At 59.0% G+C, this 25,996-nt stretch carries 33 protein-coding genes and 1 tRNA gene; 16 read left to right on the forward strand and 18 right to left on the reverse strand.

The features are described 5' to 3' along the window. Window positions 1-482: hypothetical protein (locus tag ACLBXN_RS06900; protein WP_447611627.1), on the reverse strand; the 482-nt coding region annotated here is incomplete at its 3' end. Window positions 483-554: 72 nt separating this feature from the next. Next, the gene (locus ACLBXN_RS06905) at window positions 555-1,178 is read right to left on the reverse strand and encodes a hypothetical protein (protein WP_349305269.1); all 624 of its coding nucleotides are present in this window, start codon (window positions 1,176-1,178) and stop codon (window positions 555-557) included. Between ACLBXN_RS06905 and ACLBXN_RS06910 the strand changes: the two genes are divergently transcribed. From ACLBXN_RS06910 to ACLBXN_RS06920, 3 genes are all read left to right on the forward strand, one after another. After that, window positions 1,096-1,275: a hypothetical protein gene (locus ACLBXN_RS06910; RefSeq protein WP_349305270.1), complete on the forward strand. Its 180-nt coding sequence runs from the start codon at window positions 1,096-1,098 to the stop codon at window positions 1,273-1,275. The two genes, ACLBXN_RS06905 and ACLBXN_RS06910, sit on opposite strands and share 83 nt — an antisense overlap. Before the next feature lie 489 nt (window positions 1,276-1,764). Continuing rightward, entirely contained in the window at window positions 1,765-2,529 is a 765-nt protein-coding gene (locus ACLBXN_RS06915) for a LuxR C-terminal-related transcriptional regulator (RefSeq protein ID WP_447611628.1), read from the forward strand. A 112-nt stretch (window positions 2,530-2,641) separates the two neighbouring features. After that, on the forward strand, window positions 2,642-2,968 hold the full coding sequence (locus ACLBXN_RS06920) for a hypothetical protein (protein ID WP_447611629.1): 327 nt from the start codon (window positions 2,642-2,644) through the stop codon (window positions 2,966-2,968). Between the two features lie 389 nt (window positions 2,969-3,357). On the opposite strand, the gene ACLBXN_RS06925 is transcribed toward ACLBXN_RS06920, so the two are convergent. From ACLBXN_RS06925 to ACLBXN_RS06945, 5 genes are all read right to left on the reverse strand, one after another. Then, entirely contained in the window at window positions 3,358-4,389 is a 1,032-nt protein-coding gene (locus tag ACLBXN_RS06925; RefSeq protein WP_447611630.1) for an integrase, read from the reverse strand. Next, window positions 4,386-4,601, reverse strand: coding sequence for a DUF4224 domain-containing protein (locus ACLBXN_RS06930; protein ID WP_447611631.1), 216 nt, complete (start codon window positions 4,599-4,601; stop codon window positions 4,386-4,388). Before ACLBXN_RS06930 ends, ACLBXN_RS06925 begins: the two co-directional genes overlap by 4 nt. A 219-nt stretch (window positions 4,602-4,820) precedes the next feature. After that, window positions 4,821-5,270: a Lar family restriction alleviation protein gene (locus ACLBXN_RS06935; protein ID WP_447611632.1), complete on the reverse strand. Its 450-nt coding sequence runs from the start codon at window positions 5,268-5,270 to the stop codon at window positions 4,821-4,823. Window positions 5,271-5,471: 201 nt separating this feature from the next. Continuing rightward, a complete protein-coding gene (locus ACLBXN_RS06940) occupies window positions 5,472-5,726 on the reverse strand; it encodes a hypothetical protein (RefSeq protein WP_447611633.1) in 255 nt (84 codons plus the stop codon). Next, complete coding sequence (locus ACLBXN_RS06945) at window positions 5,681-5,842, reverse strand: hypothetical protein (protein ID WP_447611634.1); 162 nt, start codon at window positions 5,840-5,842, stop codon at window positions 5,681-5,683. The genes ACLBXN_RS06940 and ACLBXN_RS06945 overlap by 46 nt, the downstream gene beginning before the upstream one ends. A 217-nt stretch (window positions 5,843-6,059) precedes the next feature. Here ACLBXN_RS06945 and ACLBXN_RS06950 point away from each other — a divergent pair, with 217 nt between their 5' ends. Beyond that, a complete protein-coding gene (locus ACLBXN_RS06950) occupies window positions 6,060-6,914 on the forward strand; it encodes a CPBP family intramembrane glutamic endopeptidase (protein ID WP_447611849.1) in 855 nt (284 codons plus the stop codon). A 34-nt stretch (window positions 6,915-6,948) separates the two neighbouring features. Here ACLBXN_RS06950 and ACLBXN_RS06955 read toward each other — a convergent pair whose 3' ends face one another. The 3 genes from ACLBXN_RS06955 to ACLBXN_RS06965 all read right to left on the reverse strand — a co-directional run bounded on the left by ACLBXN_RS06955 (window position 6,949) and on the right by ACLBXN_RS06965 (window position 8,609). Then, the gene (locus tag ACLBXN_RS06955) at window positions 6,949-7,248 is read right to left on the reverse strand and encodes a hypothetical protein (protein ID WP_447611635.1); all 300 of its coding nucleotides are present in this window, start codon (window positions 7,246-7,248) and stop codon (window positions 6,949-6,951) included. A 70-nt stretch (window positions 7,249-7,318) separates the two neighbouring features. Next, window positions 7,319-7,717, reverse strand: coding sequence for a hypothetical protein (locus tag ACLBXN_RS06960; RefSeq protein WP_447611636.1), 399 nt, complete (start codon window positions 7,715-7,717; stop codon window positions 7,319-7,321). A 94-nt stretch (window positions 7,718-7,811) separates the two neighbouring features. After that, window positions 7,812-8,609, reverse strand: coding sequence for a recombination-associated protein RdgC (locus ACLBXN_RS06965; protein ID WP_447611637.1), 798 nt, complete (start codon window positions 8,607-8,609; stop codon window positions 7,812-7,814). Window positions 8,610-8,619: 10 nt separating this feature from the next. On the opposite strand from ACLBXN_RS06965, the gene ACLBXN_RS06970 reads away from it, so the two are divergent. The 5 genes from ACLBXN_RS06970 to ACLBXN_RS06990 all read left to right on the forward strand — a co-directional run bounded on the left by ACLBXN_RS06970 (window position 8,620) and on the right by ACLBXN_RS06990 (window position 10,453). Continuing rightward, a complete protein-coding gene (locus ACLBXN_RS06970; protein ID WP_447611638.1) occupies window positions 8,620-8,745 on the forward strand; it encodes a hypothetical protein in 126 nt (41 codons plus the stop codon). After that, window positions 8,742-8,996, forward strand: coding sequence for a hypothetical protein (locus ACLBXN_RS06975; protein WP_447611639.1), 255 nt, complete (start codon window positions 8,742-8,744; stop codon window positions 8,994-8,996). The genes ACLBXN_RS06970 and ACLBXN_RS06975 overlap by 4 nt, the downstream gene beginning before the upstream one ends. Window positions 8,997-9,168: 172 nt before the next feature. Then, entirely contained in the window at window positions 9,169-9,654 is a 486-nt protein-coding gene (locus tag ACLBXN_RS06980) for a hypothetical protein (RefSeq protein WP_447611640.1), read from the forward strand. Window positions 9,655-9,791: 137 nt separating this feature from the next. Next, window positions 9,792-10,121: a hypothetical protein gene (locus ACLBXN_RS06985; protein ID WP_447611641.1), complete on the forward strand. Its 330-nt coding sequence runs from the start codon at window positions 9,792-9,794 to the stop codon at window positions 10,119-10,121. Then, on the forward strand, window positions 10,121-10,453 hold the full coding sequence (locus ACLBXN_RS06990) for an HNH endonuclease (protein WP_447611642.1): 333 nt from the start codon (window positions 10,121-10,123) through the stop codon (window positions 10,451-10,453). The genes ACLBXN_RS06985 and ACLBXN_RS06990 overlap by 1 nt, the downstream gene beginning before the upstream one ends. On the opposite strand, the gene ACLBXN_RS06995 is transcribed toward ACLBXN_RS06990, so the two are convergent. Both ACLBXN_RS06995 and ACLBXN_RS07000 read right to left on the reverse strand, forming a co-directional pair. After that, window positions 10,448-10,729 (reverse strand): hypothetical protein, encoded by a 282-nt coding sequence (locus tag ACLBXN_RS06995; RefSeq protein WP_447611643.1) that lies wholly within the window; start codon window positions 10,727-10,729, stop codon window positions 10,448-10,450. The genes ACLBXN_RS06990 and ACLBXN_RS06995 overlap by 6 nt on opposite strands. Before the next feature lie 517 nt (window positions 10,730-11,246). Next, window positions 11,247-11,331, reverse strand: a tRNA-Leu gene (locus ACLBXN_RS07000). Window positions 11,332-11,371: 40 nt separating this feature from the next. Between ACLBXN_RS07000 and cysM the strand changes: the two genes are divergently transcribed. From cysM to ACLBXN_RS07015, 3 genes are all read left to right on the forward strand, one after another. Then, window positions 11,372-12,277: a cysteine synthase CysM gene (gene cysM / locus ACLBXN_RS07005; protein ID WP_003052795.1), complete on the forward strand. Its 906-nt coding sequence runs from the start codon at window positions 11,372-11,374 to the stop codon at window positions 12,275-12,277. A gap of 196 nt (window positions 12,278-12,473) precedes the next feature. Continuing rightward, window positions 12,474-13,097: an NUDIX domain-containing protein gene (locus ACLBXN_RS07010; protein ID WP_407713935.1), complete on the forward strand. Its 624-nt coding sequence runs from the start codon at window positions 12,474-12,476 to the stop codon at window positions 13,095-13,097. 68 nt (window positions 13,098-13,165) lie between these two features. Next, window positions 13,166-13,393, forward strand: coding sequence for a sulfurtransferase TusA family protein (locus ACLBXN_RS07015; protein ID WP_003052800.1), 228 nt, complete (start codon window positions 13,166-13,168; stop codon window positions 13,391-13,393). Window positions 13,394-13,462: 69 nt separating this feature from the next. Here the strand turns inward: ACLBXN_RS07015 and galU are convergent, their stop codons facing one another. Further along, a complete protein-coding gene (gene galU, locus ACLBXN_RS07020; RefSeq protein WP_003052802.1) occupies window positions 13,463-14,350 on the reverse strand; it encodes a UTP--glucose-1-phosphate uridylyltransferase GalU in 888 nt (295 codons plus the stop codon). 72 nt (window positions 14,351-14,422) lie between these two features. Continuing rightward, window positions 14,423-17,314, reverse strand: a complete 2,892-nt coding sequence (locus tag ACLBXN_RS07025) for a valine--tRNA ligase (protein ID WP_447611644.1) — start codon at window positions 17,312-17,314, stop codon at window positions 14,423-14,425. 269 nt (window positions 17,315-17,583) lie between these two features. Here ACLBXN_RS07025 and ACLBXN_RS07030 point away from each other — a divergent pair, with 269 nt between their 5' ends. After that, window positions 17,584-17,925 (forward strand): zinc ribbon domain-containing protein YjdM, encoded by a 342-nt coding sequence (locus ACLBXN_RS07030; protein WP_447611645.1) that lies wholly within the window; start codon window positions 17,584-17,586, stop codon window positions 17,923-17,925. Window positions 17,926-18,040: 115 nt separating this feature from the next. On the opposite strand, the gene ACLBXN_RS07035 is transcribed toward ACLBXN_RS07030, so the two are convergent. The 4 genes from ACLBXN_RS07035 to ACLBXN_RS07050 form a co-directional block, all read right to left on the reverse strand. Further along, a complete protein-coding gene (locus tag ACLBXN_RS07035) occupies window positions 18,041-18,697 on the reverse strand; it encodes a VOC family protein (protein ID WP_447611646.1) in 657 nt (218 codons plus the stop codon). Window positions 18,698-18,879: 182 nt separating this feature from the next. Continuing rightward, on the reverse strand, window positions 18,880-19,455 hold the full coding sequence (locus ACLBXN_RS07040) for a YceI family protein (RefSeq protein WP_003052814.1): 576 nt from the start codon (window positions 19,453-19,455) through the stop codon (window positions 18,880-18,882). Between the two features lie 82 nt (window positions 19,456-19,537). Further along, entirely contained in the window at window positions 19,538-20,101 is a 564-nt protein-coding gene (locus ACLBXN_RS07045) for a YceI family protein (RefSeq protein ID WP_003052816.1), read from the reverse strand. Window positions 20,102-20,248: 147 nt separating this feature from the next. Beyond that, window positions 20,249-20,794 carry a cytochrome b gene (locus tag ACLBXN_RS07050; RefSeq protein ID WP_447611647.1) on the reverse strand — a complete coding sequence of 182 codons (546 nt, stop codon included), beginning with the start codon at window positions 20,792-20,794 and terminating at the stop codon, window positions 20,249-20,251. A gap of 523 nt (window positions 20,795-21,317) precedes the next feature. On the opposite strand from ACLBXN_RS07050, the gene ACLBXN_RS07055 reads away from it, so the two are divergent. The 3 genes from ACLBXN_RS07055 to ACLBXN_RS07065 are packed head-to-tail and all read left to right on the forward strand — an operon-like array spanning window position 21,318 to window position 25,973. Continuing rightward, window positions 21,318-24,125: a xanthine dehydrogenase family protein molybdopterin-binding subunit gene (locus ACLBXN_RS07055; RefSeq protein ID WP_447611648.1), complete on the forward strand. Its 2,808-nt coding sequence runs from the start codon at window positions 21,318-21,320 to the stop codon at window positions 24,123-24,125. Next, window positions 24,125-24,694, forward strand: a complete 570-nt coding sequence (locus ACLBXN_RS07060; RefSeq protein ID WP_003052822.1) for a (2Fe-2S)-binding protein — start codon at window positions 24,125-24,127, stop codon at window positions 24,692-24,694. Before ACLBXN_RS07055 ends, ACLBXN_RS07060 begins: the two co-directional genes overlap by 1 nt. Further along, a complete protein-coding gene (locus ACLBXN_RS07065; RefSeq protein ID WP_447611649.1) occupies window positions 24,687-25,973 on the forward strand; it encodes a c-type cytochrome in 1,287 nt (428 codons plus the stop codon). Before ACLBXN_RS07060 ends, ACLBXN_RS07065 begins: the two co-directional genes overlap by 8 nt. Window positions 25,974-25,996: the final 23 nt, after the last annotated feature.

A 25,996-nucleotide genomic window follows, 5' to 3' on the forward strand; every position in this document is an offset into this window, starting at 1 on the left:
TTCATGCCCTTGTTCCAGAGTTCGCGGCTCATTTTCAGGCGCTTGCAATGCTCGTCCGTCCAGGTCGTGCCGAAGCTCACGCCAAAGCCGGGGCCGTTGGCACTGCCGCTGCTGCTGCCCATGCAGGTGTCGTTGCTGGTCGTGAGGTTGGGGCCGTTCACGCTGGGAACGTTCTTCATGGTGTAAGTGCCCGTGTACTCCACGATGTTCTTGGAAGTCCCGGACACTGTGTTGTTCAGATTCTGGGTCGTCGTTCCGTTCGTTGTAATGTTCTGATCGGAGGTCGAAGTGGACCGGCTCTCCATCGTGCCCGTAGAACGGCTCTCCACCGGCGCAACCACAGGATTGACAATGGTGACCGATTGATTTTGCTGGGCCCCCACGGAAGAGGATTCGGAGGAGCTTTGCGCGCTGCTGCCAGCACTTTGCGCATAACTGCACAAAGGAACGCAAAGACTTAACAGAGCTATTGAGAGTTTCATGCTTGGCTCCTATGTCGCCCGAGCCTGGCTGTCCAGGCCCGGGACAAACACAGCTATCTTGGGATAGCTTGCTTAGTTGGCATTGGCGGTAGAGCCTGCACCAGCAGTACCGGAAGTGCCGCCGCCGTTAGAGAAGTAGCCAGCGTTGCCAAAGGCTCCAGCGTTCTGATGGACGGTACCCACCGAGGTTGCACCCGATCCGGTGTTGGTCCAGGCACCGCCAGGGCCCGAGATAGCGGCCGAAGTTGCACCATAGCCGGAGGTGGTTCCAGCATTGCTATTCACATAGGACAGTCCACCGCCAGGGCCAGCGCCAGTAGCGACTTGGTTGGCTGTATGCGAAGTGGCCACGCCAGCTGCGCCGCCGCTGACGGGGCCTGCGCTATAGCCAGCGAGAGCTGCAGAACCTGCGTTGGCATTGGTCGCAGCACCGCCACCGGCAACAGCGTTGCCCGAAGTGGCAGACAGGCTCTTCACATTACCGTAGGTCGTTGCGCCACCACTGACCGCGGCGCCGCCTGCACCGTAAGGGCCGACAGCAATACCGCCCCCAGCTGCATTGGCGTTGGAAGTTGCACCGGAGGTGGCGCTATTCATGCTCAGCGCGGCACCGTTGCCCGAACTGGCCGCGCCCGAGACCGTTGCCGAAGATGCACTTGACGTCGTGTTTGTGGCAGCGATGCTTGAGCCGCTCACTGCAGCAGATGCAACACCAGCCAACGCAATAACCGCCATGGCAATCAGAGACTTTTTCATGATCGTTCCTTTGAATAGCGAGTTCTCAGACAACTGAGAGTGTGTGAGCGAAAGACCAGTGCTCGGTATTAAGCAAAGGCCAGTGTTAACCGCCATCATGTTTTGGAGTTTTAAGTTACTTCCCAAAACACGCTTTCGGTTGGAAGCAGTTTCAGAAAACGATGTGTAAACGGTAATACCCTTTTTGAAGGTATTTTTCAGGGAAGATTTTCATTTGAAATAAATGAATATTTCCACGTGACGATTGCAATCATTGCTATTAAAAATATAGTATTTGGCGAAAAATTCTTACAGTGTTAGAAAAAGTAATCTTTATTTCATTTTTATATTATCTCTTGTGTTTCAAAATCAAAGGGTTTCTATCTAATTTTATCGGCGGCTGAAAATTAATACCCACTTATAAAGTGAGAAATTGTAAGAAAATAAACTTAATTTTTCTTTATGAGTTTTCAATGGATTTTTTCGAGATGAGATTTTATTTTTCTGGGGAATTTTTAACTTTCCTTTACACCAGATGGGGTGTCACATGTACCTCTCCGACTCATCCAAGGGGCCACGCTTTGATGCAGGCGGCGCCGAAGTCACGTCCTCAGTTCTGGGACATATGTGGCCATCTGACATGAAGGGCCAGAAGAGCCAGCCAGTGCGAGTTTTTCTGGTTGACGAAGACAGTCATATCAGGAATGTGATCTCGCAGGAGCTCATGCGAGATCCTCGGACCATCCTGGTAGGGCAAGCTTCCAGCTACCGGGAGGCGCGCAAGAGCATCTTTGTGCAGGAGTTCGACGTGCTCCTCATTGATCTCTCTCTCAGCGAAGGACAGGGGGCTGATTTACTGGATTGGGTCCAATTAAGAATGCCTAGTGTGCTGAGTATTGCAATATCTTCCAGTGAAAAAGACGATGTCGCCATGGACGCTTTAAAAAAAGGTGTTGTGGGATATTTGCTGAAAAACTCATGGTTTGGAAGTTATTCGCAAGCCGTTCTGGAAGTGGCCAATGGTGGGGCCTCTATATCTCCAATAGTTGCGAAGAAAATTCTTCCCAAGATATTTCAAACCTCCATTCCTGAAGAAAATCCTCTTGAATATAAGAACTATGAGCCATTGACTGAAAGAGAAAAAGAGGTTTTGAGATTGATCGCTCAAGGAAAAAGAACACACGAGATTGGGTCCTACTTGAAAATAAGCACATTGACTGTATCAACGCATGTGAAAAATATTTATCGAAAAATGCAGGTCAGAACCAGGGCGCAGGCTGTCAGATATGCGGTATTGAAAGGTATCATTTAAATATTGTTGACCGCAGAGTCTTTAAAATTTATGAAAGCGAACTTTTCTTACAGGAAAAATTAGAAGAGAAATCGATTTTTAAATATTGGGCTTGATATTTTTTGATAGTGCAATGTCGGATCGCCAACTGTCAGTCGCTTTGCCTGAACGTTTTTCAATCTATTCGCCCGGTGCAGGCCACGCAATCGATGTCCGCATTGCCGTGATCCAGCAGTTCTCCCGCTTCATCAGTTTCCTTGGTCCGACTGGCTGCGAAGCTGCATCTATCGCGCAGAGACTGGGTGCGAGTCTGTTTTACTGGCTCTTCGCTACCGGTGGCTTCGGCGTTACGTCATCTTCTGAACTGGCAGAAATCATGCGCAGGCTCGCGGATCGGATGTCGTGCAGCAGCTCGATGCGGAGCCTGCCCCACAACCCGAGCAAGACGGGCGCTGCGTGATTTCAGTCGAGATGTCAGGCATTGAACAAGCCCGGACGCACACGGCCTTGCGCTCGTTAACTTGCGGGCGGAGCTAGCGCGAGGCTCAGCTAATTGACCTCGAATCGCGCCATAAGCTTGCAGTCATTTTCACGAACGTCAATTAATTCAACCACGAACGCATAAGGGAAAACACAAAGAAAATTCACCAAAGAAAAAAGCCGTTAAGTCATTGATACTTAACGGCTTTTTGTATGTGGTGCCCGGGGCCGGAATCGAACCGGCACGCCTTGCGGCGGGGGATTTTGAGTCCCGTGAAGAATTGAGGATTCATGCGGCCTGCGGGCCGATGTGTTCCGGATTTTTTGGAGCACTTCTCTATAGGCAGAGAAGGCAAAACCGGAACACTTTTATCCCACTGGTTTCAGTCTTCGGACGCCGCCGTAATGGCGTTCTGTCAGGCGCTCGTCGCTGTGCTGCAGCAGCTTGGATGCCTCTTCCAGGCTGCCCGTTTTCTGGGCGGCGCGCTTGCGCATGTCCCGCAGATAGAGCTTCTTGATTGCATCGACCAGCTCACCCTCGCCGCGCTCGCTGGCCTTCTCTGCGGCCGCGCCCCGGGCCTTGTCCCATCCATAGCGAAGCGCTTGGGATGACACTGGCTGGCCGTCTGCCGTGGAGAGCAGCATCAGGTGATCGGCTCCAAGGGCTTTGCGCCTGCGAACTAGGTCGGGAAGCACTGTCGACAGGTTCAAGTCCCACTCTGCCTCCTTGCCGGTCTTACTGGCCTCCAGTGTGAGCAGGTTCCCGCGAGGCATCAGAACCGTGATGCAGTCAGTGAGGCGCATGCCCGTGGCGGATCCGAGGTCCATGCAGTCCTTGATGTGCTGGGCTGCCTCAGCGTAGATTGCCGCAAACACATCGTCCCGAACCTTGATCTTTCGTGCCTTTTCCTTGTTCTTCCACTTGCTACGCTCCATGCCGGCCGCCGGCCAGGGCAGCGAGGTCAGGCCTTCACCGCGCGCCCAGTTCCAGATGAGCGAGAGCAGGGACATCTCCCGGTTGCCCTGGGTTTTTGCCGTACGCTTCGTCAGGTAACCCTTGATTACCGGCAGGCTCACCTGGTCCCAGGTGGCATCAGCAAAGACAGGGCGCATCATCCTGAGGTTCTTGGCGTAGCCCTTTTTCGTCTCTTCGCTCTTGTAGGTAGGGAGCACCTTTGATTCCCAGCCGGCGAATGCCTCCTCCAGCGTGCCGGTGATGCGCGCACTGTGGGTGCCGTTCTCCGTAATGTCTTTCCATTGAGCGATTGCTTTATCGAAGTCGGTGCCAAGGGGAATTTCCCCGTTTCCCTCTGTCGATGCGTCATAGAAGTAATACACCACGACCTTGCCGCTTTTGCGGCGGCGCGTCCTGGTGCGCAGTCGTGGATAGGCTCCAGTCATCGGACAGCTCCTAAGTTAATCCCGCGCGAAGGCGTGAAAACCACTCCAGTCAGCCACGCCCTGGCATGAGCGCGAGAAACAAGAATACGCTTGCCTAGGCGTTTATGAGGGATTCCCTCTTTCTTCAGGAATGCCTCTTGCTGGTCCAGCTTTCCAGCTGATGCCATGCGCTTTATTTCTTGTGGCAACAGGAATTCACCAGTTTGCTCCATGGCGGCCTCCATTAAAAATGGCCCTTGCGGGCCGGCGGTTAGGTTTCAAAGGTTCGAGCAGAAGGCGTGCGGCCTGGTTGTAGGCATCCCAAAGCTGCAGTCCGTCGGTGCACCGCTCCTGCTGCCCGCCGGATAGCCCGGCAGCGCAGCAGGTAGGGCAGTTGAAGTGGTGGGCGATGTATGCCTTGTCTTCTGGCAGGCCCACGGTGCTGGCGCTGGTCATCCCGGTTTCTCGATGCGTTTGAAGTCGATCACCCAGACCCATGGGTTTGTGGCCCAGTCGTCGCCCGTGGATTCCCAGATTTCTTGGAATAGCTCACGAGGTTCATGAGTGGCCCCGCCGAAATACTGATCGCCTTGGTTGATGACGTAGCGGCCTGTAGCTGGCAGTTGATCCGCGCTGCCAAAATTCGTGCCAGCGAACGCTTTGGCTAACTCGTCGTCACTGACCACCTTGGAAGTATCTAGAGGCTGGATCTCTGGACGAGCTCGGCGATTCCATTCTTCGGCAAGCAGCGGTTTGCAGTCGTCCATACAGGAGGCGCGGCGGTTGCCTTGCATCCCACAGCTGACGCAAGCGACCCATTCCCATTGCAACTCATCTTTTTCAAAGTGAGCATTGCACCCGCAAAATGGGCACCGCTTCAATTTGTGCTCTGTGGTCTTCATGCTTGGCCTTTCTGCGCCTGGGCGCGCTGTGCTGCGGGGTTGCAGGGTGCCGCGCGCCCGTAGTTCATGTCCTCCCACCAGCCTGTGTCTCCATATTTCATGGCGAAGCGGTTCTGTTTAAGACCGCATGCCGTGCATGTGCGGTCATGTGGGTTTCGGTAGCTCCAGCTATGGAATTGCGCCCAAAAGCGCTTAAACCATTCACGCATGCTCGCCCCCTTGTGTCTGCTGGGCTGCCGCGATAGCTGCTGCTGCGCGAACAATGGCGCGGCGCACCGCGGCATATGGATCCCCGTCGCAACCTGATTCTGTGAATTTCACTGTGACGTGACCCGCAAAAATGCCCTGCTCGTCGTACCAGCAGACATTCGTGCTTTTGTCGTCTCTGTATCGAACCCACAAATTCAGCTTCACTGCCAGCCGCAGCGCGTCGCCATCGTGATCGAGGGGGTCCATACATCGATAGGGATGCCTTGCCCCAGCTCAATCCAGTAGCAGCCGTGCACCTCTTCAAACTTCACGCGCAAACCAGCGGCTCGCGCCGCCAGCTCCAACAATTCACGGTCGGTCATGCTGGATCTCCCTGCTGGGCTGAGCGCGCTCGAACTCGGTGAATGCACCCATCACCACAAGCATCAGGGTCGCCATCGGCGATTCCTCATCAGTGACGTCAGACACACTTTGACGAACTTGATACATACGCCGCGCTGCGTGGGCGTATCCTTTGTAGCGGGCAGTGCAATGACTTGACGACTTGATCGAAACTAATTCTTGGAGAAGTTACGACTAATGCTCTTCGCACCGTGGATTGCAATTTTCCTTGCTGCTCTTTCCGTGTGGTGGCCCACTTTTCGGTGGCTGTGTCTGGGGCTACTTGTTGTCGGATATAGCGCTGCGCTGGTGAATGGACAGATTGGCTTCTTGGTCGCTATTCCTTTCGCGTCATTGTGCTTTGCCGCGTATGCGGTCTCGCAGAGCCGCAAGCCTTATCTCCAATACATCGGGCATGTCACATTCATCGTGCTTGCCATTGCTCTAAGCATGCATTGGCTACCGGGATTTCATAATCCGCGCGTTATCGGCCCCGTGCGATTCACTGCCGATGCCTTACCATTTTCGATGTACCTCAACTTGGACAAGCCTCTGATCGGCTTTTGGTTGCTTCTGGTTCTGCCGTGGACTTTGCCTCCGACAAATTGGCGGTTGTCACTGAAGGCTGGCCTCGGCGGCATGTTGATGACAATCGTGACTTGTCTATTGATTGCCGTGCTGCTTGGCCTTGTCAAATGGGAGCCCAAATGGCCCACCGCCAGTTGGCTATGGCTTCTGAACAATTTGCTGCTCGTCACGCTCACCGAGGAAGCGCTATTTCGAGGATATATACAGGGTGGTCTAAGCCGGCTGCTCAGACAGCAACCGTATGGGGATGCGATAGCTATCTGTATCTCGGCTGTGCTGTTTGGTCTCGCACATGTCGCAGGTGGATGGCAATGGATCGTGCTCGCAAGCGTCGCGGGAATTGGATATGGATTGGCTTACCGCTTCGGTGGGCTCCAAGCTGCGGTGATCGCTCATTTTGGTCTTAACGTGGCACACTTTTTCCTTTTTACCTATCCGATGCTGCAACTGATTAGTCCATCGTGAGTTGCACCGTGCGTCTACCCAAGCCGTTAGTCAATCAGGACAATGAGAAAGTGCTTCGCGTGGGATTTCCGTCTTCTGTTGTGGTCGCATGCAAAGGCCCAGGCTGCCTGTCTGTGGCTTTGTAAGGGCATACCTCCTCGATTTCAGTGCGATAGTGGCGCGTCACGTGGGTGATGTGCATCATGCAGTCGATGGCGTCGACGTCTTGGATAATCGCAATGTCAACCCGACTGGCGATGGCTTGCTCGATGCCTGTGCTGGCTCCGCCGCCGTCGGCAAACAGATCAATCACCAGGTTGGCAGGCAGTGCCAGCACAAATTGAGAGGTAAGCATAGAGCTCCAGAAATGACAAAGCCCGCTCAGTGGCTGGCTGTGATTGGTGGATAAGTGCGACGGCCAGAGCTCAAGCGACGGTCTTCTTGATTTCTTGGATCTGTACCTCAAGCCAGCCCGCCTTGACGGCCAGCTCTTTGCATTGCTGAGCAGCCTCTTGAAGGATGTAGGGCTTGCTACGCACTGCGGTGCGCTTGGCGGTGCGCAGCCATGCAGCTTCATCAAACGGCTCCGGCGGCTTGCCGCCAGCCTTCTGTGCCATTTGGCAAAGCCGCTCGTGCGCCTGTCTGGCTTCTTCCAGCATTCCGGGCTTGATGCCCGAGACGCGCCAGCCTTTGTGCACGGACACCGCATCCGCCTTGGCAGCCAGGCGGCGCTGGCGCTCGAGCTCCATTCCTTGAGCTCGCATGGCAGCCATGTGGGAATCGGTGATTGGGTCGCTGTTGTGATTCACGAAAGTCAGACTCATGGGAGCCTCCAAAGAAAAAGCCCGCTGGTCGGCGGGCGGATGATTCATTGATGTGGGCGCGCGGCCCGATTCATGCAAATCTATGAATAGGTGCTCAGTTGCTGGCGCTGGTAGCCAGCGAGGCGGGCAGGTCGCCCAGCGCGGTGCGGCCTTCGCCGCCCAGAGCCTCGATCAGATCCGGGATCAGGCGCGACAGCTCACCCGTGGCAATGGTCACATCGGTATCAAAGCCGCTGTTGTCCTTGCTGTTGCCGTCCATGACCGCATCCAGTAGCGCGATGTTCTTGATCTGCAGGCCTGCGGTCAGCACAAAGCTCACGCGGTCGTCCCAGGTCATCGCCAGCTTGGTCGGAATCTTGCCGTGCTCGATGTGCTGGCGGACTTCATCAATATCCAGCGGGTGGCGGGCGTAGCGCACCACGGCCTTGGATTCGTCCGCGGCTTTCAGCTCCGTTTCGCGGTCGGCCGAGAAGCCGGCGGGCGGCTCCTGCGTCATCAGCCAATGCGCCATGGCGGCCTGCGGGCTGGTTTGTGTGTCCAGCAGAGCCAGGGCGAAGCCGGGCAGGCCTTCGACCAGCAGTGTTACCACCTCGTCGGCGCGGCCCTGGGCACTGGTATCGAGCACCAGGGTGCGCGCCTGCGGATCGATCCAGACCCACATGCTGCCTTGCTTGGTGAAGGCCATGGGCAGCAGATCCAGCTTGGCCTCGTCCTTGAGCTCCTTCTTCTCCTTCTTGCCGGGCTTGCGGCCCTCGGTTTTTTCGATGTGCTCGGCCTTCTCGTTGACCTTGCGGTTGAGCACGCTGGCCGGCAGCATCTTGGACTCGCTCATGAAGCGCTTCACCCATTGACCGGCCACGCTTTCCGCCAGCGGGCCAGCCATTCGATACATCGCAGACTTTGTGTACCTGGAGAAGGGCATTGAGGTGATCGAGGATGTGAAGGGCGTGGAGACCCCTGAGTTCAAGATCAAGCGCCACCTGATGAAGGCTTTGCTGGGTCTGGAAGTGAAGGTGGTCAAAAAATGACCCAGGCATTGAATCCCGCATTCTTTGGCAAGGTCGTGCCGCTGGCTGGCCAGCGCAAGCCGCCCAGCGCCTCGCGCATTACGCGGCTGGTGTGGCCGACCTACAAGCGCCTGAGCGATGGTCGCTACCTCATTGAGCACTGGATGGAGAACCGCAGTTGCAACCGGGTGCAGGTTGGCGGCAGCATGGTCTGCGTGGTCGACGACTACGGCAGTCTGGTGGCGGTAGAGGACAGGGGGCGCGCATGGTGACGGGCATGTCATCCGAACAGCGCGCGCCGCCGCATGGGCTTGTCGAACCAGGGCTGGAATGATGGCCGGCTCCATGGCCTGCGTCACTTCTGGTCGATTTATTCCGCGCGCTACTTGCGCGCCTTGACAAGGCATGCCACAATCGCGACCAATTACCGCGACACTGAGTCGTGTGCCCTGGTTGCCTGATGGTAGCCAGCGGCGTGACCAAAGCCCCAAGCCTTACCCGCTGGGGCTTTTTCGTTTGTCTCCTGCCAGCCGCAAGCTGGTTGCTGCCGCCCTCGTTCACCTCTCGGTAGTCGGTGGCGTGACCAAAACAAAGCCCGCTGGCGAACCTAGCGGGCTTTTTGTTGTGTTGGCAAATCTTATTGTTCTTTGCAAACCTTATTACCTTTTTGCATGTCTACTTAGTATTCTTAGTGCACTGAATAAGAGGGAGGAAGGGAGCGTGAACGTTGATAGCTTAGTGGGCTGCACATTGTTTGTGGATGACATCGCGGTGGTGCGTTTCACGGCTCCTGAAGTCATGGTCAAGGTCACGGCAGTCGTCGGTAAATACACGGTCGTAGCTGTAAAGATCCATGACGAAGGTCATGGAACTCAGCGGGCATATCGCAGAGATCAGCTTAGTAAGCTTCCAGCTCCAATGAAGTGTTAAAAAATATGAGCACCCAAGAGTTAACGAACCACCTCCGGGAGGTGTTTCATCTATCTCCTAGCTGGTCGAAAGCCGGCCTTTGCCGCCCTGGTTCGCCTCGGCGGCTTTTTCATCCCTGAGCCAGCCAGGGCGCGCGCTTGTCCAAGCGCGCGGAGAGTTTGGTGCCGCAAGCTGTGGTGCTGGACAGCGAACGGCATCCACCCAGCGCCAGTAGGCGTAAGTCCGATGGGTGGAATCATTCATTTCCAGGAGCGGCCATGGCCCTTGATGCAACCCATTCACGGCTGACCAAGGTGGGCCGAATCGTGATAAAGGGCGGCCATGTTCTGGTCGAAGGCTTTGAGGGTGATAACTGCTCTTGCCGCAATGTGGCAGTGCTGGCCTGTATGCATGGCATGCAAGTGCTGACGCTGGAAGCCCGCAAGACCATCGAGCAGCCAGGCGGCGGCCAGATCAGGGGAGGGTGATGGCCAAGCTCAAGACCTTCAAGAGCGGCGTGCCAATCCTGAATACCCAGCGCGTTCAGACCATGCAGGCGGGTAGCTGGCGCACCAGTGACCAGACGGCTGCACAGCGCGGCTATGGGTACAAGTGGCAGCAGGCCCGGGCTCAGTACCTGCGTGAGCATCCGCTTTGTGTGATGTGCAAGGCCGATGATCAGGTTACTGCGGCTACGGCCGTTGACCACATCGTCCCGCATCGAGGTGATCAGTCGCTGTTCTGGCGTCGGAGCAATTGGCAGCCTTTGTGCGCCACACACCACTCCCGCGACAAGCAACGGGAAGAGGCAAGACTATGAACGAACTATCTGGCGCATTTGGGTCAGATTGAACTCCTGGCCTTCGTCTTCGAAGTCTTGGTAGACGTGCTCACCATCAGCTTCAAGCGCATGAATCCTTGTGACTTCAGTGTCAGTGAGCTGGTAGACGGTGATGAATGGCTCCGCTGGATCCTGCTCATCGTGGTCGTACGCGCTGGACTCTGAGTGAAGTGACTTGATGGCGGCATATGCATTGGCTGCCTCGCCAAGCCATTGAAGGTGACCTGGTCCTGTGTCAAAGATCGCGTAGCGCATGAATGCTCCTTGGTTGAGTTGTACCGAATGATAGGCCTCGCTGCAGGGAGATCGCGGCGCCTGCGGGCTCGTGACGCAGCCTGAGGGCATCGACAAGGGGAAGGGGCGGTCAAAAGGCTGGAGCCTTGCGGTCTCTAGACTGCCCTGTTCCGCACGCGCAGAAAATTTCCCCCTGTATGAATAAATCCGGGGGTGGAATTCAAAGAAATCAAAGAATTCAGAGGAGCCGCTTATGCCAAGAGGTGGCGCGCGGCCCGGGGCTGGCTTTTGCGACTTCTGGCGGAAGCCTCACGCCGTCTGAATACAGTTGATAGATGGTGCACCACATACTGTGATTTTATACAGCATCTCTATATCGTCGCTTGGTGCGAGTGCTCACATTTTTATGTGCGCGAACAAAAGGGCAAAAAAAAGCCTGCGCGATTGATCATCGTGCAGGCTATCTTTTTGCTAAAAAACCGGAACACATGCCGGAACAGTTCCCGGAACATCTTCAAAAGTTATAGCATTACGTCTGTGGTGCCCGGGGCCGGAATCGAACCGGCACGCCTTGCGGCGGGGGATTTTGAGTCCCCTGCGTCTACCAATTTCACCACCCGGGCTTCGCTTAGCGCAGACGCGAATTATGGCACAGTATTGGACATGAAAACTTATTCGACCATCGAACATGCTATCGGTCACACGCCGCTGGTGGCATTGCAACGCATCGGCGCGGATGCCAACCGCGAACGTGCAAACGTAGTGCTGGGCAAGCTCGAAGGCAACAACCCGGCTGGCTCCGTCAAGGACCGGCCTGCGCTGTCCATGATCCAGCGTGCTGAAGAGCGCGGTGAAATCAAGCCGGGCGATGCACTGATCGAGGCAACGTCGGGCAATACCGGCATTGCCTTGGCCATGGCTGCTGCCATCAAGGGCTACCGCATGATTCTGATCATGCCCGAGGATCTGTCCATCGAACGCGCCCAGACCATGAAGGCCTACGGTGCCGAACTGATTCTGACGCCCAAGAGCGGCGGCATGGAATATGCGCGCGATCTGGCCGACCAGATGGTGGCGCAGGGCAAGGGCGTGTTGCTGGACCAGTTTGCCAACCCCGACAACCCGCGAGCCCACTACGAAACCACAGGCCCGGAACTTTGGGAGCAGACCGGTGGCGAGATCACCCATTTTGTGAGCGCCATGGGCACCACCGGGACCATTACCGGCGTGGCCAAGTTCCTCAAGGAAAAGAACCCGAATATCAAGATCATCGGCGCTCAGCCTTCCGAGGGCTCGCGCATTCCTGGCATCCGCAAATGGCCCGAGGAATATCTGCCCAAGATCTATGACGCTTCGCTGGTCGACGAGCTGGTCTATGTGTCTCAGGATGATGCCGAAGACATGGCCCGCCGCATGGCGCGCGAAGAGGGCATCTTCGCAGGCATCTCGGCCGCCGGTGCATTGTGGGTGGCCCAGGAGATTGCCAAGCGCGAGCAGAACGCCACCATCGTGTTTGTGGTCTGCGACCGCGGTGATCGTTACCTCTCCACGGGCGTGTTCCCGGCATGAGCCATGTCTTTTGCGTGATAGCGCAAAGTGAATCAAAGCTCCAAATGACAGGTGGCGCTTACCAATCAAGCGCTGACTGCTATCAATATCAAGAATAGGACTTACGCAAACAAGAATGCAACAGCGGCCTGCCTTCTGAGACAGACGCCTCGCCTGAACCCGTTTTGCGTAAGTCCTGAAGAATACGGAGAGCCTCATGGCTTATGAAGTCCGCTTTTGTTCCAATTGCGCGACCGAGCTGCAATGGATTGTGGCCAGCGAGGACAGCGGCGAGGTACAGCGTCTGCGTTGCCCGAGTTGCGGGTTCACGCATTGGGGCAATCCCACGCCGGTGCTCGCGGCCGTAGTGGAAGGTGACGATGGGCGTGTGCTGCTGGCGCGAAATGCGCTGTGGCAGGAGGGCGTTTTCGGCCTGATCACAGGCTTTATGGAGGCCGGTGAATCGCCCGAAGCCGGAATCTGTCGCGAGGTGCTCGAAGAAACAGGGCTGCGCGTGAAAGCGCTGCGTCTGCTGTGCTGCTCGGAGTTTCTGCGCATGAATCAGGTGCTGATTGCCTACCATGTACGCGTGGAAGGCAGGCCCGAAGACGTGAGGCTTTCTCCGGAGCTGCTGGAGTATCGTTGGCAGACGGCGGAGGAGTCGCTGTGCTGGCCTGCGGGCACGGGCTACGCGCTGGCCGAGTGGATCAAGCAAAAAGGCTTTGAGCCGCGCTTTGGTGCCTTCCGTCCTGGTCAGAACCCCGAGCCTGATCCCGGCAAATGGCCTGTGCGACGCTGGGCTGAGGACCCGCGCTTTACGGTGGCCCCGGCTCTGGTTTGAGCAAAGACCGTGCTGGCACTGCCAGCGCCCGGTTTTTCTACAATCGGTGCAGACGAGGAATCCACCCCATGCACGTAGACCAAGAAGTTGACACCCGCGGCCTGAACTGTCCGCTGCCCATTCTCAAGGCCAAGAAAGCGCTGGCCGCCATGCAAAGCGGTCAGTTGCTCAAGGTCGTGGCCACGGATACCGGCTCCATCCGGGACTTCCAGGCCTTTGCCAAGCAGACCGGCAATGAACTGGTGGAGCAGCAGACGGTGGGTGATGAATTCATCCATATCCTGCGCCGACGTTGAAGACCGGTGCTTGAAGTGACAAGGCCTGCATTTGCAGGCCTTTGTCATCAGGGGCTTGGGGGATTGGCCTTAGAGGCTCAAGTTCTTGAGGTACTCGCGAAAGCTATCGCCCACATCGGGGTGCTGCAGCGCCAGTTCCACCGTAGCCTGCAGAAAGCCTTCCTTGCTGCCGCAGTCATAGCGTTTGCCAGCGTACTGGAAGGCGTAGACGGCCTCGTGCTGCATCAGGCGCTCAATGGCATCGGTCAGCTGTATCTCTCCGCCCACGCCCTGGGGCTGGTTGCGGATCTGGTCGAAGATGGCTGGGGTCAGCACATAGCGGCCGGCCACGCCCATGCGCGACGGAGCTTTTTCCGGAGCGGGCTTTTCCACGATCTCGTCGATACGCATCAGCGGTCCGCCCGCAGGCTCGCCCTTGACGATGCCGTAGCGCTTGGTGTGCTCAAGCGGCACTTCCTGCACGGCCAGCAGCGAGCGGCCCTGCTTCTGGAAGGCGGCCGTCATCTGTGCCATCACGCCGGGGCCGCCGTTCTCTCCTGTCATCAGGTCGTCGGCCAGGATGACGGCAAAGGGCTCGTTGCCCACCAAGGGCTCGGCGCACAGCACGGCATGGCCCAGACCCAGAGAGCGGGGCTGGCGCACGAACAGGCAGTTCATATCGGCCGGGCTGACGCTGCGCACCAAATCCAGCATGGCCTGTTTGCCGGCATTCTCGAGTTCATTCTCGAGTTCGTAGGAGGTGTCGAAATGGTCTTCGATGGCCCGCTTGCTGCGACCGGTGACAAAGACCATGTCGCGGATGCCGGCCTCATAAGCCTCTTCCACGGCGTACTGGATCAGTGGCTTGTCCACGACGGGCAGCATCTCTTTGGGCGATGCCTTGGTGGCGGGCAGAAAACGGGTGCCCAGACCTGCAACGGGGAACACGGCTTTGCGGACGCGGGTTTGATTGCTCATGTGCTTGTCTTTTCTGGATGGAAAAAAGGCGCAGTTGCCTGCGCCTTGTTTTATCAGGCAGTTTAGCGGTGTTTAACCGAGGCGAGCCAGTTGCTCGTTGATGCGTGTCAGCGTCGCGCCAAAGTCGGCCAGACGCTTGCGCTCCTGCTCCAGCACGGCGGCGGGCGCCTTGGCGCAGAAGGCTTCGTTGCCCAGCTTGCCATTGGCTTTCACGATTTCACCTTCCAGACGCTTGGCTTCCTTGCTCAGGCGGGCCTTTTCGGCTTCCACGTCGATCTCCACGAACAGCGCCAGACGGATATCGCCCATCACGTTCACGGGCGAGGCTTGAGCCGCGGCGGCCCAGGCAGCTTCGTCATCAAACACTTTGACTTCGCTGAGCTTGGCCAGGTTCTTGAGCACGTCGGCATTGGCGCGCAGGAAGGCCGAATCATCGGCATTGCCGGCCACGGCCAGCAGTGGCAGGCGCTGGGCGGGCGATACACCCATCTCGCCGCGCAGGGCACGGCAAGCGTCCACCATCTGCTTGATGCGGCCCACGTAGGCAATCGATGCTTCGTCGATCTTCTCGGGCTGGGCTTCGGGGTAGCGGGCCACGGCGATGGAGTCACCCTTGAGGCCGGCCACGGGCGCAACCTGCTGCCACAGTTCTTCCGTCACAAACGGAATGATGGGGTGGGCCAGACGCAGAATCGCTTCCAGCGTACGGATCAGCGTGCGACGGGTGGCGCGCTGCTGGGCTTCGTTGCCGGTCTGGATCTGCACCTTGGCGATTTCCAGATACCAGTCGCAGAACTCGTTCCAGACGAAGTCGTAAATCGTGTTGGCGACATTGTCCAGGCGGAATTCGGCAAAGCCCTTGGCCACTTCGGCCTCGACCTTCTGCAGTTGCGAGGCGATCCAGCGGTCGGGCTGGCTGAATTGCATATAGCCAGCGAATTCGCCGCCGGGCTGGCATTGTTCCTTGGTGTGAGGAGCCAGGCCGCAGTCATGGCCTTCGCAGTTCATCAGCACAAAGCGCGAAGCATTCCAGAGCTTGTTGCAGAAGTTGCGATAGCCCTCGCAGCGCTTGCTGTCGAAGTTGATGCTGCGGCCCAGTGACGCCAGGGCAGCAAAGGTGAAGCGCAGCGCATCGGCGCCGTAGGCTGGAATACCTTCGGGGAATTCCTTTTGCGTGTTCTTGCGCACCTGGGGCGCGGTCTCGGGCTTGCGCAGGCCGGTGGTGCGCTTTTCCAGCAGCGGCTCCAGCGAGATGCCGTCGATCAGGTCGACCGGGTCCAGCACATTGCCTTCAGACTTGCTCATCTTCTTGCCCTGTGCATCGCGCACCAGGCCGTGGATGTAGACATGCTTGAACGGCACGCGGCCGGTGAAGTGCGTGCTCATCATGATCATGCGAGCGACCCAGAAGAAGATGATGTCGTAACCCGTCACCAGCACCGAGGAGGGCAGGTAGAGGTTGTAGTCATCGTCGGCCGCATTGCCCTGCTCGGGCCAGCCCATGGTGCTGAACGGAACCATGGCAGAGGAGTACCAGGTGTCCAGCACGTCGGCATCGCGGATTAGCTTCTTGCCGGGGGCCTGCGCCTGGGCTTCTGCTTCGTTCTTGGCAACATAGATATTGCCTTCTTCGTCATACCAGGCTGGAATCTGGTGGCCCCACCACAGCTGGCGCGAGATGCACCAGTCCTGGATGTTGTTCATCCACTGGTTGTAGGTATTGACCCAGTTCTCGGGCACGAACTGGACTTCGCCGGAAGCGACGGCGTCGATGGCCTTCTGGGCGATGGACTTGCCGCTCGGGTCCTGGTCGCTGACCTTGCTCATGGCAATGAACCATTGGTCGGTCAGCATGGGCTCGATCACCTGGCCGGTACGGTCGCAGATCGGCACCATCAGCTTGTGCTTCTTGATCTCGACCATCAGGCCCAGCTCTTCCAGGTCGGCCACGATGGCCTTGCGGGCCACAAAGCGGTCCATGCCGCGGTATTTCTCGGGCGCCTCGTCATTGATCTTGGCGGTCAGCGTCAGCACGCAGATCATGGGCAGCTTGTGGCGCTGGCCCACCTGATAGTCGTTCTGGTCGTGGGCAGGCGTGACCTTGACCACGCCGGTGCCGAACTCTCGGTCCACGTATTCGTCGGCAATGATGGGGATCTGGCGGCCCACCAGGGGCAGGGTCACGGTCTGGCCGATCAGGTGCTTGTAACGCTCGTCTTCGGGGTGGACCATCACGGCCACGTCGCCCAGCATGGTTTCAGGGCGGGTGGTGGCGACGACCAGATTGCCTGCGCCGCTGGTCAGCGGGTAGGCAATGTGCCAGAGCGAGCCGTCTTTTTCCTGGTTTTCCACTTCCAGGTCGGACACGGCCGACTGCAGCACCGGGTCCCAGTTCACCAGGCGCTTGCCGCGGTAGATCAGGCCTTGCTGGTACAGCTTCACAAAGGTCTCGGTCACCACCTTGGACAGCTTGTCGTCCATGGTGAAGTACTCACGGCTCCAGTCCACGGTGTCGCCCATGCGGCGCATCTGGGTGGTGATGGTGTTGCCGGACTTTTCCTTCCACTCCCAGACCTTCTTGGTGAATTCGTTACGGCCCAGGTCATAACGGCTCACGCCCTGGGTCTGCAGCTGGCGTTCCACCACAATCTGGGTGGCGATGCCGGCGTGGTCGGTGCCGGGAATCCAGGCCGTGTTGTAGCCCTTCATGCGGTGGTAGCGCGTCAGCGAGTCCATGATGGTCTGGTTGAACGCGTGGCCCATGTGCAGCGTGCCGGTCACATTGGGAGGCGGAAGCTGGATGGAGAACGAGGGCTGGGCTGCATCGGGCTTGCCCGTGCCGCGCACGCCGGCGTGACCGTAGCCGCGCTTTTCCCACTCGGGGCCCCAGTGGGCCTCGATGGCGGCGGGTTCGAAGGATTTGGACAGGCTCTCCAGGCCGGGTTGTGCAGGGGTGTCGCTCATAGTTTGCTTGTCAAGGAAAACGGCATCCCTGGGGATGCGGTCGATAGTTCGAGACGGATTGACCGATTCTAGCGATCTGGTACATGTGAGCGGCGCAGGTGGGTACTGGCTTTAGCAGGGCCGCGGAGACCTGGCGGGTAAACTGCATCCATAGCCCTGGCTTGCCACCCCGTGGCCCAGATGCACGAGGATGGCCTGAGCCGTCCCGGCGCAGATAGCGACCGGCCCGGAGGTTTCCGCAGCCCGGCCGCGCAACGAGAGGATTACCCATGAGCACATTTCCCTCCTGTCCCCAATGCCGTTCCGAGTTCACCTATGAGGATGGAGGCCTGTTAGTCTGCCCCGAATGTGCCCATGAGTGGTCCGCCGAGGCCCAGGCAGCGGGCGAGCCGGAGTCCAGGGTCTACCGCGACAGCGTAGGCAATGTGCTGCAGGATGGCGATAGCGTCACCGTCATCAAGGATCTGAAGCTCAAGGGCTCGGCAGGTGTGGTCAAGGTGGGCACCAAGGTGAAGAACATCCGCCTGGTCGATGGGGATCACGATATCGACTGCAAGATCGATGGCTTTGGCGCCATGAGCCTGAAGACGGAGTTCGTGAAAAAGGCCTGAGTCGGCGTCTGACCGGCCCAAAGCGCAAAAGGCATCCCTGGGGATGCCTTTTTTATTGCCGCACTTCGATTTTCATTTGAACGGACAGCCGTCTAGGGCACCCGGAGCGCTGTTCTTAAACCGTGCCGGGAGGCACAAACTCAGGGCGGTCGTTGCTTTGCGGCTTGAGCAGAGCGCCGGATTTGCCTTCTGCACGTTCCTTGCGCCACTGCTCCTTGCGTGCCGTCCACTCGTCCAGGCGTGCATGGGCGGTCTTGCTTTCCTTGAGCATCTGCAGTTCGTCGGCCAACTGGGCCGTCAGCTCCAGGCGGATGCCGTTGGGGTCGAAGAAATAGATGCTCTTGAAGATGTGGTGGTCTGTCACACCCAGTACTTCCACGCCGCAGGCCTGCAGACGGGCCTTGGTGTTCTCCAGTTCCTGCACGGAGTCCACGCGGAAGGAGATGTGATTGATCCAGATGGGCGTGTTGGGGGAGGGCAGGGCTGCTTCGTCGTCGCCAATGTCGAAGAAGGCGATGAAGGAGCCGTCCTTGAGGCGGAAGAAGAAATGGGTGTAGGGGCAGTACTCGCCGGTGGAGGGGACGTAGTCGCTCTGGATGATGTGATAGAGCGGCAGGCCCAGGATGTCCTCGTAGAAGTGACGGGTCTCTTCCGCATCCTTGGCCTTGTAGGCGTAGTGGTGCAGCTGCTGCACGGAGGCAGGTGCGGGCAGCTGGCTCATGTCCGCGCGCCGGGGCTGGGAGTAAACCGGAGTAGGGGCGGCTTGGCTCATGCGATGTCTCCTTCGATTGTGTGAGTGAGATTATTCTACTATTCGTAATCGATTAACCTAAAGTAAATTTTTCATTGGGGGAATTGGCGGGGTGCAGATGCAAAAAAGCCCGGACCGTTTGCACGGGCCAGGCCAAAGAGAGAGCCCGCAAAGGGCTTCACTCGAGAGTCTTTGCGGACAAATTACTGCTTCACGGCTTCGATCTGCAGGACCAGACGCACTTCCTTGGGGAAGCCGTAGGGGATGCCGTAGTTCACGCCCCACTGGGTGCGGTCGATGGTGGCCTCGAAGTCGCCGCCGCAGACTTCACGCTTTTGCAGCATGGGGCTTTCGTAGCAGGTGAACTTGTTGGCTTTGACGGTGATGGGAGCGGTCTTGCCCAGCAGGGTCAGCTGGCCGGTCACTTCCTTGAGCTTGTCGCCGTCAAACACAAACTTGTCGGAGACGAACTTGGCTTCGGGGAATTTCTCCACGTTGAAGATGTCGGCGCTTTGCAGGTGCTTGTTGAAGGCGGGAGTGCCGGAGTTCACCGAAGTCATGTCCAGGGTCACTTCCACCTTGCCGGTCTTGGCTGCCTTGTCGAACTGCACGGTGCCGCTTTTCTTGTCGAAGCGGGCACGGTTGGTGGAAGCACCAAAGTGATCGATCTCGAAAGTCGCGAACGTGTGTGTGGGGTCGATGGCGTAAGTGGCTGGTGCCGCCTGGGCAGCGGTGGCAAACAGGGACGCAGCGGCCAGGGCGAACAGAGTGGAACGCATGGTGAATACTCCTTCAGGGATTGGAACTATCAAAACATGAGCTATCAGCGCTTGACCATCAAGGGCTGGAGCCGAAAAACGCTTAAAGCTTGCCGACGCCGGTCAGAGCCAGCTTGAATTGCACATTGACTTCGTCGGCCACCATGGAGGTGTCCTTCCAGTCGCCGTCGCCGATCTTGAAGTTCAGGCGCTTGAGTGCCAGCGTGCCGGCGGCCGTGGTGGTGGCACCGGACTGGGTCAGCGTCACGGGCAGGCTTACCTTCTGTGCATTGCCCTTGATGGTCAGAGTGCCGTCCACCTGGAACTTGCCGCCGCCCAGAGCCTTGACGGCGCTGGAGTCGAATGTGGCCTGAGGGAACTTGGCAACGTTGAACCAGTCTGCCTTGGGCAGTTCGGCATCGGTTTCCTTGGCGCCCATGGTGGCGCTGCCGGTATCGACCGTGAAATGGATCTTGCTGCTCTCGGGCTTGGCGGCGTCGAAGGCGATCTGGGCGTCGAACTTCTTGAAGTGGCCCTTGAGCGGCACGCCCATCTGCTTGGCTTCAAAGTTGACGGCGCTTTGTGCTGGCACCAGGGCTTGAGCCGCCTGGGCGGCAGTGCCCATGAAGGCGGTGGCGATCAGTGCGGAGGAAAAAAGGATTTTCATCAAAAAACTCCTTGTGATGAACGTACAAAAAACTTAAAAACCGGTACGGCTTGAAGGAGCGAGACAGCAAGCGCCGCAGCGCAGCAAAGCTGTCGTCCCCCTGGGAGAGGCGGCGGGGCCGCCCCGGCAAAGCCGCCCAGGGGGCTACTAGCCTGGAATCATGCGTGACAGCAGTCCGTCGCGGTCAATGATCTGATGCTTGATGACGGCGGCGATATGCATCACCACCAGGGCGGCCAGCGCGTAGGCCAGATAGCCATGCCAGGGCTTGAGCGCTTCGGCCAGCTCGGGGCTCTTGCTCACCAGGTCGGGCAGAGGCAGCTGACCGAAAAGCACGATGGGAAAGCCTGCGGCCGAGCTGTACATCCATCCAACCAGCGGGATGGCAAAGAACAGCGCATACATCAGGTGGTGCACACCATGGTGGGCCATGCGCTGCCAGCCGGGCATGGTGCGGGTGACGGCTTCGGGCAGTTCCGGTGGCCGGTGGGTGACGCGCCAGACCAGGCGCAGCACGGACAGGATCAGAATCGTCATGCCCGCCCATTTGTGCCAGTTGAAGTACTTGAGGCGTGTGGGCGAGAAAGGCAGGCCTGTCATATAGAGACCAAAGGCAAAGATGCCGATCAGCGCCAGGGCCAGAACCCAGTGCAGGGCGATGGCGGTACCGGTGTAGCGGGAGCTTGAGTTCATGGAAACTGCAATCAGAAAGTGCGGGTTGCGGGCGCTGGGGGCCTGCTGAAATTGATATGCAGTGTATGAAGCGACGAATGCAAAAAGGTTCAGCAGGATTGAGGTCTCAATTCAAAAAAGCTGAATGACCAAAGCCCGGACCACAGTCAGCAGCAGGGCCGCGGACTTCTTCAGCACCGAGCGGAATATGGATATGCCGCTTTACGCAACAAGCACCAATGTCGGGAATCGGTGTTGATGGGGATCAATTTTCCGAGTAATTAACTTGTGATTTGAATACTCAGACTGGCTTTGCAGCCGCTGTTTCTATACTCCGCGCCTCTTAGTCTTTTCAAAGACCAAAGCGTGGCGGACGGCCAAGGCTGGCGATATGTGGGCAGTAATGCCGACAACAACTGCAGCCGTTATCACCTGCTTTTTGACTCTTGGGCGTCTACAACGTCCTGGAATACATAGTCATCTAGCGATGTGCCCACGCCAGTCCTTGCTGTTGCTGTGCGCATTGCAGCAAGGAGTTGGAACCGTGTCCAAACTGGACTTGAATCGGCGCAGTTTTCTGAAGGCTGCCGCCGCCATGGGCGTGATTGCGAGTGTGCGCCCGGTCAAAGACGCGCTTGCGGAATTGATAACGCCCGCCAGCGGTCAGGAGACCCACTGGATCAATGGCAACACCCTCAACTACCGCCGCGACGGCCTGGCCAAGGTCACCGGGCAGAAGGTCTTTGCCATCGACCTGCGCGCCAGGGACATGCAGGGCTGGCCCGCGCAGCAGTCGCATGCGCTGACCATCCATATCCCGCGCGCCGACCGCATCTATGAAGGCCTGGATCTATCGGTGCTGGGCAGCGACTACCAGCCCGATGTGCTGATCGACGCCGAGTCCATCGCTGCCGACGGCGTGGGAATGCCCGAGCCGGGCTTCTACGGCGAGTTCTTCGTCAAGAAGGGGCAGGTCTCGCCCATGCTGGGGCACCCGGTGGCCGTGGCCATCTGGCACGACTACGAGAAGTTCCGCGTGGCCAACCAGCGCCTGCGTTTCAATGACGCGATCTTCCGCTTCGGTGCCGAGGCTGCCCAGCCACCGCGCGCGCCTTATGTGGCTGCGCGCTATGTGCGAGTGCAGGGCGAGGACGGCTATGGCGAGGACAGGTTCTCGCCCATGAAGAACACCGTCATCTGGCCGCAGCTCGATGAAAAAGGCGTGCACTGGCCCGACAGCAGCCACCCTGCCTTCGGGGCGCTGATGGGCGAGTCGGCCCGCATCCAGGCCGAGATGAAGCAGCCCAAGGACGGCTTGCGCGCGTTTGCACGCAAGTACTACAGCCAGTCCATCGAGCATGTGGCCATGGAAATGGAAAACGGCCTGGCCTGGTACGAACGTGACAGCGGTGCGCTGCACATGGTCGCCGCGAGTCAGGCGCCCTACGGCACGGCCGAGCATGTGATGCACATGCTCAAGGACAGCAAGCTGTCGCTGAACCAGCTCGACTACATCAGCTCCTACACCGTGGGCTACGGCCAGAAGGAGCATCATCCCTTCCCGTTCTACGTGGCCCTGGCCTCGCTGTACGCACAAGGCCGCCCGGTGCGGCTGGCGCTGGATCGCTGGAAGCATTTCCAGTTCGCACTCAAGCGCCATCCCTTCGATGTGGAGACCGCGATCTCGGTGGACAAGGACGGCAAGTTCCACGCACTGACCTGCCATATGGTGGGCGACGGCGGCGGCGTGACCAACTTCAGTCCCTCGGTGGGCACGGTGGCGGTGACGGCGGCGCAATCCATTTACTACTTCCCCGAGAGCGACCTGTCGACCGAGGTGTACCCCTCCATCGGCGTCACGGCCGGCTCCATGCGCGGCTACGGCACGGTGCAGTCCATGGCCTATACCGAGATGCTGGTCGACGAGATCGCCCAGGAGATCGGCCTGGATGCCATCGAGCTGCGCCGACGCAATGTGCTCAAGAGCAGCATGAAGAACACCCAGGGTGCCTCGCCCTCGGGGCATCTGCGCATTGGCGAGATCCTCGACATGGCTGCCAAGGATGCGATGTGGACCGAGCGCGCCAAGCGCAAGGCCGACTTCGAGGCTGCCAACCCCGGCCTGCGCTACGGCATAGGCTTCGGTGCGGTGCAAAAGGACTTCGGCACGGGGGCGGAAGCCTCGATCGCGCAGCTGGAGATCACGCCCGAGGGCCGCATCAAGATGCGCCACATCGCCACCGAGATCGGTACCGGCAGCACCACGGCGCAGCTGGTGGCGGTCGAGCCCTTCCTGGGCCGCCCGGCCGACGATGTGGACTTCGCGGTGAACCACTGGGACAACCTGCCGCTGCATACCAAGGACGAGCCTTACACCACACCTCAGGCCAAAGAGGACGAACTGGCGCGGGACCCGACCTGGACCCCGCGTCTGGTGTCGCCGGTATCGGCCTCGAACTCGGCCTACTACTTCCGTCATGCCACGCAGCAGGCGGCGCAGCTGCTGCTCAAGCTCTGCCTGTGGCCTGCGGCCCAGTCGATCTGGTCCGGCAAGGAAGGTGGTGGTCAGCTGCTGCCGAGCACCGTCACCGAAGACATGCTGGAGTGGCGTGATCGCATGCTCGTGGCCGAGGGCCTGGAGCCGCTGAGCCTGGAGCGCCTGGCCGCTCGCGCACACGAGCTGGGCATGGTGACCGGTGTCTGTGTGCATGCCTTCAACCGCTGGGCCTGGGCTAAGGCCGACTTCACGGTCGAAGGCAGAAAGTTCCAGGCCATGATCGACGCCCTGTCCGTGCAGTATGGCAAGGGTGCCGGCGAGGCCAAGAAGGCTGCGATGAAATCCGGCGGCTATGCCTTCATCGCACGCGACAAGGTTTATTACCCGCCGGTGCAGCGCACCAATGCGGGCACGGTGTACTACGCGCCCTGCGCCACCATGGTGGAGTTGTCCGTGTCCCCGGGCACGGGCAAGGTGAACATTCTCTCGCACAAGACCTGGCTGGAATGCGGCACGCAGATCGTGCCCGAGTTGGTCTCCGGCCAGATCCAGGGCGGCGTGGCCATGGGCATTGGCCATGCGCTGTACGAAGACCTGCCGCTCCATGAGGGCGGCCCCGGCAACGGCCAGTGGAACCTGAACCGCTACCACGTGCCGCGCGCCAGCGAAGTGGCCGTATGGACGGCCGAGGGCGTGGTGCTGCCGCCGCTGTCGCGCACCGATCCGCCCAAGGGCATGGCCGAGGTGGTGATGATTCCGGTGGTCGCTGCCTGCGTCAACGCCATCGCCCATGCCACGGGTAAGCGCTTTCATGCCACCCCCGTGACCCCCGACAAAATCAAAGAGGCACTGTGATGCAGGACCGTATTCAATTTTCCGCCACCATCAATCGCAAACAGGTAGGCCCCGTAGACGTTCCCAAGGACTTGATGATGATCGAGTTCCTGCAGGAATACGCGGGCATGAACGGCACACGTCTGGGTTGCGGCCAGGGCGTGTGCCGCGCCTGCACCATCATCGTCGACGACCCGGAAAAAGGCTCGATCACCGTGCCCGCCTGCGTGACTGGCGTGACCTGGCTCAACGGCAAGACCATTCGTACCGTGGAGGGCATTGCCTCGGTGGACGACAAGGGGGTGGTCCATCCTTCGCCGGTGCAGAAGGCTTTTCTCGAGCACTACTCTTTTCAGTGCGGCTACTGCACGCCCGGCTTTGTGAACTCGGCCACCGTGCTGGTGGAAAAACTCCAGAAGCACCCCGTGCCCGCCGATGAGGTGGAAAAAGCCATCGAGGAGCAGCTGGAGCCCCATATCTGCCGCTGTACCGGCTATGTGCGCTACTACAACGCCGTGCGCGACGTGATCCTGAAGACGCCGGGCCTGACCACAGGCAAGCGCAGCAAGGAGGTCGTGAACAATGGCTAAGACCTGGATCAAGGGCCTGGGCGCAGCCGCCATTCTGGGCGTGCTCGTGGCCGGAGGCATGTACCTGTACGGCAGCGCAAGCGGTGACGTCCCGCCGGCCACGGTGGACTTTGCCAAGCTGGGCCCGCAGGAGTTCGATGCGCTGTACAAGCGCGGCGAGCAGGTGTTTCGCGGTGGTGACTGCGCGGCCTGCCACAGCTCTCCGACCACGGGGGCGGAACTGGCGGGCGGTGTACCCATGGTCACTCCCATGGGAACGCTTTACGGTACCAATATCTCTCCTTCCAAGGAGCACGGCATCGGAGGCTGGACGGCCGACGATCTGTACCGGGCAGTGGCTGCTGGCATGGCACCAGGGCGCAAGAACCTGTATCCGGCCATGCCGTATGCCAGCTACCACCAGATCACGCGTGCCGATGTCGATGCGCTCTGGGTGTGGCTGATGAAGCAGCCGGCCGTGGAGGTCGCCAACAAGCCCGGCGAGATGAGCTTCCCGTTCAACATCCGTCCTGCCGTGGCCATGTGGAATGCGCTCAATCGCCCCGCAGCCAAGGAGTTCGACATGTCGGTGGACGAACTGGTGCGCGGCAAGTATCTGGTGGATGTGCTGGGCCACTGTGCCGAATGCCACAGCCCGCGCACCAGGGCCACCTTCGCCATGGATGGCTCGCGCTATCTCGAGGGCAACACCATCGAGGGTTCGTACGCTCCGGCGCTGACCCCTGATGCCCTGAGCGAGCGTGGCTGGACCAAGGACGATCTGGTCAGATTCTTCCGCACCGGCCTGTCGCCGCAAGGGGTGATGACTTTCCGCATGTCATCGGTGCTCGAACATTCCACCTCGCGCATGGCGGAGGCCGATGTGCGCGCCATGGCCGCCTATCTGACCCAGAACCGCGAGATGCCGGGGCCCAAGGTCAAGGCTGCCGAGGGGCAGATCAGCGTCAAGGGTGAGAACCTGTACCTGGGCCTGTGCGCGGGCTGCCACGGTGCGCAGGGCCAGGGCCAGCCGCATTCATCGGTGCCCATGAGCACCAACACCACGGCCATGTTCCCCACGCCCATCAACCTGATTCGCGTGATCCGCGAGGGCGTGCACGAGCGTGATCTGGCTCATGGCGAGCGCATGCAGACCATGCCGGGCTATGCCGACAAGCTCAGCAACGAGGAGATGGCCGACCTGGTCAACTACATGCGTCAGACCTGGGGCGGTCGCCCTGGCGACGTGACCGCAGCGCAGGTGGCTGAGCATGTGAAGACCATAGAGCACAGCAAGTAACTCCGGACTGGCTTGAGGCCACG

Source organism: Comamonas sp. C24C (genome assembly GCF_053345995.1).

Coding starts and splice junctions, on each gene's coding strand:
- ACLBXN_RS07035 (WP_447611646.1), bottom strand. CDS start 18,697: ATGAGCCAAGCCGCCCCTACTCCGGTTTACTCCCAGCCCCGGCGCGCG.
- ACLBXN_RS06920 (WP_447611629.1), top strand. CDS start 2,642: ATGTCGGATCGCCAACTGTCAGTCGCTTTGCCTGAACGTTTTTCAATC.
- ACLBXN_RS07065 (WP_447611649.1), top strand. CDS start 24,687: ATGGCTAAGACCTGGATCAAGGGCCTGGGCGCAGCCGCCATTCTGGGC.
- ACLBXN_RS06935 (WP_447611632.1), bottom strand. CDS start 5,270: ATGAAGACCACAGAGCACAAATTGAAGCGGTGCCCATTTTGCGGGTGC.
- ACLBXN_RS06925 (WP_447611630.1), bottom strand. CDS start 4,389: ATGACTGGAGCCTATCCACGACTGCGCACCAGGACGCGCCGCCGCAAA.
- ACLBXN_RS06990 (WP_447611642.1), top strand. CDS start 10,121: ATGGCCAAGCTCAAGACCTTCAAGAGCGGCGTGCCAATCCTGAATACC.
- ACLBXN_RS06950 (WP_447611849.1), top strand. CDS start 6,060: ATGCTCTTCGCACCGTGGATTGCAATTTTCCTTGCTGCTCTTTCCGTG.
- ACLBXN_RS07040 (WP_003052814.1), bottom strand. CDS start 19,455: ATGCGTTCCACTCTGTTCGCCCTGGCCGCTGCGTCCCTGTTTGCCACC.
- ACLBXN_RS06965 (WP_447611637.1), bottom strand. CDS start 8,609: ATGTATCGAATGGCTGGCCCGCTGGCGGAAAGCGTGGCCGGTCAATGG.
- galU (WP_003052802.1), bottom strand. CDS start 14,350: ATGAGCAATCAAACCCGCGTCCGCAAAGCCGTGTTCCCCGTTGCAGGT.
- ACLBXN_RS07030 (WP_447611645.1), top strand. CDS start 17,584: ATGAGCACATTTCCCTCCTGTCCCCAATGCCGTTCCGAGTTCACCTAT.
- ACLBXN_RS07010 (WP_407713935.1), top strand. CDS start 12,474: ATGGCTTATGAAGTCCGCTTTTGTTCCAATTGCGCGACCGAGCTGCAA.
- ACLBXN_RS06915 (WP_447611628.1), top strand. CDS start 1,765: ATGTACCTCTCCGACTCATCCAAGGGGCCACGCTTTGATGCAGGCGGC.
- ACLBXN_RS06995 (WP_447611643.1), bottom strand. CDS start 10,729: ATGCGCTACGCGATCTTTGACACAGGACCAGGTCACCTTCAATGGCTT.
- ACLBXN_RS06940 (WP_447611633.1), bottom strand. CDS start 5,726: ATGGACCCCCTCGATCACGATGGCGACGCGCTGCGGCTGGCAGTGAAG.
- ACLBXN_RS06955 (WP_447611635.1), bottom strand. CDS start 7,248: ATGCTTACCTCTCAATTTGTGCTGGCACTGCCTGCCAACCTGGTGATT.
- ACLBXN_RS07025 (WP_447611644.1), bottom strand. CDS start 17,314: ATGAGCGACACCCCTGCACAACCCGGCCTGGAGAGCCTGTCCAAATCC.
- ACLBXN_RS06975 (WP_447611639.1), top strand. CDS start 8,742: ATGACCCAGGCATTGAATCCCGCATTCTTTGGCAAGGTCGTGCCGCTG.
- cysM (WP_003052795.1), top strand. CDS start 11,372: ATGAAAACTTATTCGACCATCGAACATGCTATCGGTCACACGCCGCTG.
- ACLBXN_RS07015 (WP_003052800.1), top strand. CDS start 13,166: ATGCACGTAGACCAAGAAGTTGACACCCGCGGCCTGAACTGTCCGCTG.
- ACLBXN_RS06945 (WP_447611634.1), bottom strand. CDS start 5,842: ATGACCGACCGTGAATTGTTGGAGCTGGCGGCGCGAGCCGCTGGTTTG.
- ACLBXN_RS07050 (WP_447611647.1), bottom strand. CDS start 20,794: ATGAACTCAAGCTCCCGCTACACCGGTACCGCCATCGCCCTGCACTGG.
- ACLBXN_RS06930 (WP_447611631.1), bottom strand. CDS start 4,601: ATGGAGCAAACTGGTGAATTCCTGTTGCCACAAGAAATAAAGCGCATG.
- ACLBXN_RS07045 (WP_003052816.1), bottom strand. CDS start 20,101: ATGAAAATCCTTTTTTCCTCCGCACTGATCGCCACCGCCTTCATGGGC.
- ACLBXN_RS06960 (WP_447611636.1), bottom strand. CDS start 7,717: ATGAGTCTGACTTTCGTGAATCACAACAGCGACCCAATCACCGATTCC.
- ACLBXN_RS07060 (WP_003052822.1), top strand. CDS start 24,125: ATGCAGGACCGTATTCAATTTTCCGCCACCATCAATCGCAAACAGGTA.